Origin of the sequence: Stenotrophomonas panacihumi (assembly GCF_001431645.1) — a bacterium.
GTDB lineage: Bacteria > Pseudomonadota > Gammaproteobacteria > Xanthomonadales > Xanthomonadaceae > Stenotrophomonas_A > Stenotrophomonas_A panacihumi.
Genome location: NZ_LLXU01000034.1, coordinates 1 through 3,178, shown reverse-complemented (window position 1 = coordinate 3,178; position 3,178 = coordinate 1). Strand labels below are relative to the sequence as shown.

The following is a 3,178-nucleotide window of genomic DNA, read 5'->3' as shown; positions in this document are numbered from 1 at the left end:
CGCCTGAATCCCACCCCGCGTCAGCGCCCCCGGATCCAGCAACCGCTTCAGCTCCGCCTCCGGCAGCCCGCTGTCCTCGCGCGCCACGTCGAGCACCGGCCGGTTCTCCTTGTACGCGCGCTTGGCAATCGCCGCCGCCTTCTCGTACCCGATGATCGGGTTGAGCGCCGTCACCAGGATCGGATTGCGGTCCAGCGCCTCGCGCACGCGGTCCTGCCGCACCTTCAGCCCGGCGATCGCCGAGTCGGCCAGCAGCCGCGACACGTTCGCCAGCAGCCCGATCGAATCCAGCAGGTTCAACGCAATCAGCGGCAACGTCACGTTGAGCTGGAAATTGCCCGTCTGCCCCGCCACGGTGATCGCGGTGTGGTGGCCGATCACCTGCGCGCACGCCATCACCGTCGCCTCCGGGATCACCGGGTTGACCTTGCCCGGCATGATCGATGAGCCCGGCTGCAACGCCGGCAGCACGATCTCGCCCAGCCCCGCCAGCGGACCGGCGTTCATCCAGCGCAGGTCGTTGGCGATCTTGATCAGCGCCACCGCCGTGGCATTGAGCTGGCCCGACAGCTCCACCGCGTCATCCTGCGCGGCCAGCCCTTCGAACTTGTTCTCCGCGCTTTCAAAACGCGTGCCCGTGCTGCCCGACAGCAGCTTGGCCACCTTGCCGCCGAAACGCGCGTCGGCATTGATGCCCGTGCCGATCGCCGTGCCGCCCAGCGGCAGCCGGCGCAGGCGCTTGAGGGCGTCCTCGATGCGCGCTTCGCTCGAGGCGATCTGCGCCGACCACGCGCCGAATTCCTGCGCGAAGGTCAGCGGCATCGCATCCATCAGGTGCGTGCGGCCGGTCTTGACCACCTTGCCCAGCCCCTTGGCGCGCTTGTCGATCGTCTTGCGCAGGTGCTTGAGCGCCGGCAGCAGCTGTTCGACCGTGGCCAGCTGCGCGCTCACGCGGATCGCGGTGGGAATGACGTCGTTGGAGCTCTGCCCCAGGTTGACGTGGTCGTTCGGGTGCACCTTGGCCTTGCCGCCCTTGAGCAGGCGCGTGGCCAGGGTCGCGATGACCTCGTTGGCGTTCATGTTCGACGAGGTGCCCGAGCCGGTCTGGTACACGTCGATCGGGAAATGGGCGTCGTGCTCGCCCTCGGCCACTTCGGCCGCGGCTTGCTGCACCGCCTTGGCCACGCCCTTGGGCAGCAGGCCGAGCTCGGCATTGGCCTGGGCGGCGGCGCCCTTGACCAGGCCCAGCGCGCGGATGAAGCCGCGCGGCATGCGCTGGCCGGACACGGGGAAGTTCTGCACGGCTCGCTGGGTCTGCGCGCCCCACAGGGCGTCGGCGGGCACCTGCAGTTCGCCCATGCTGTCGTGTTCGGTTCGGTACTTGTCGCTCATACGCAATCTCCGCACTGCTGATTCGAGGGGAAGGGCGCTGGCTACGCGGGCTTGCGCCGCTGGCTGACCCGCACACGATACGCGCCGGCCCCGCCCCCGCCCAGCCGGACCGGGCGGACGCTGCGTGCCATCGCCCCGGCGCGGGCGGCGTAGAATGTGCGCCCCTGTCGCCAGTCCAGCCCGCCCCCATGACGGAATCCGCCCTGCTCGCCCTGTCCCCGCTCGATGGCCGCTACGCCGGCAAGGTCGATGCACTGCGCCCGATCTTCTCCGAGTACGGGCTGATCCGCGCCCGCGTGAAGGTGGAGATCGAATGGCTGCTGGCCCTGGCCGCCGAGCCGGGCATCGTGGAGCTGGCGCCGTTCTCCCCCGCCGCCGCGCAGACCCTGCGCGCGCTGGCCGAGGGTTTCTCCGTCACCGACGCGGCGCGAGTGAAGGAGATCGAGCGCACCACCAACCACGACGTCAAGGCCGTGGAGTACTTCATCAAGGAACGCCTGAAGGGCGACGCCGAGCTCGGCCCGGCGCTGGAGTTCGTGCATTTCGCCTGCACCAGCGAGGACATCAACAACCTGTCCTACGGCCTGATGCTCGCGCAGGCGCGCAGCGAGGTGCTGCTGCCGTCGCTGGATGGCGTGATCGCCACGCTGCGCAAGCTCGCCCACGCGCAGGCCGCCCAGCCGATGCTCTCGCGCACCCACGGCCAGACCGCCTCGCCCACCACGCTGGGCAAGGAACTGGCCAACGTGGTGGCGCGCCTGCAGCGCCAGCGCGCGCAGATCGCCGCGGTCGAGCTCACCGGCAAGATCAACGGCGCGGTGGGCAACTACAACGCGCACGTCGTCTCCTACCCCGACGTGGACTGGCCGGCCTTCGCGCAGGCCTTCGTCGAAGGCCTCGGCCTGGTGTTCAACCCGTACACCACCCAGATCGAGCCGCACGACAACGTCGCCGAGATCGGCGATGCCAGCCGCCGCGCCAATACCATCCTCATCGACCTGGCCCGCGACATCTGGGGCTACATCTCGCTGGGCTACTTCAAGCAGAAGCTCAAGGAAGGCGAAGTCGGCTCCTCGACCATGCCGCACAAGGTCAACCCGATCGACTTCGAGAACGCCGAAGGCAACTTCGGCCTGGCCAACGCCCTGTTCGAGCACTTCTCGGCCAAGCTGCCGATCAGCCGCTGGCAGCGCGACCTCACCGACTCCACCGTGCTGCGCGCCCTGGGCACCGCCTTCGGCCACACCCAGGTGGCGCTGGATTCGCTGGCCAAGGGCCTGGGCAAGCTGGAGGTCAACCCGCAGCGCCTGGACGCCGACCTCGACGCAGCCTGGGAAGTGCTGGCCGAAGCCGTGCAGACGGTGATGCGCCGCCACGGCCTGCCCAACCCCTACGAGCAGCTCAAGGCGCTGACCCGCGGCCAGGGCATCACCGCCGAATCGATGCGCGCGTTCGTCGAGTCGCTGGACCTGCCGGCCGCCGACAAGCAGCGCCTGCGCGAGCTCACCCCGGGCGGCTACACCGGCCTGGCCGAACGCCTAGCCCGCGCGATCTGACCCACCCCGCCCCGCCGGCCCCGGCGGGGCGGGGGGGGGCAGATCGCGCGGGCTAGGCGGTCGGGCAGGCCGGTGGTGGCGGCCGGGGGGGGCTCCCGCAGGCGCTGCTTGTCGGCGGGCGGCCGGGGCAGGGGATAGGCCCGACGCGCGCCTGTGTTCGGCGGGGGTGGCCCGGCCGCGCGGGTGCGCCGTGTGCTGCTCTTGGGGGTTGGGGGGGACGGGGCGCGGCC

At 70.6% G+C, this 3,178-nt stretch carries 2 protein-coding genes; one reads left to right on the top strand and one right to left on the bottom strand.

Going from position 1 to position 3,178, the window contains the following annotated elements; all coding sequences use genetic code 11:
• The coding region (locus tag ARC20_RS01485) for a class II fumarate hydratase (RefSeq protein WP_057643250.1) at positions 1-1,392 on the bottom strand (1,392 nt) is incomplete at its 3' end.
• Between the two features lie 188 nt (positions 1,393-1,580).
• Here ARC20_RS01485 and purB point away from each other — a divergent pair.
• Positions 1,581-2,948: an adenylosuccinate lyase gene (gene purB, locus ARC20_RS01480; protein ID WP_057643246.1), complete on the top strand. Its 1,368-nt coding sequence runs from the start codon at positions 1,581-1,583 to the stop codon at positions 2,946-2,948.
• Positions 2,949-3,178 lie beyond the last annotated feature (230 nt).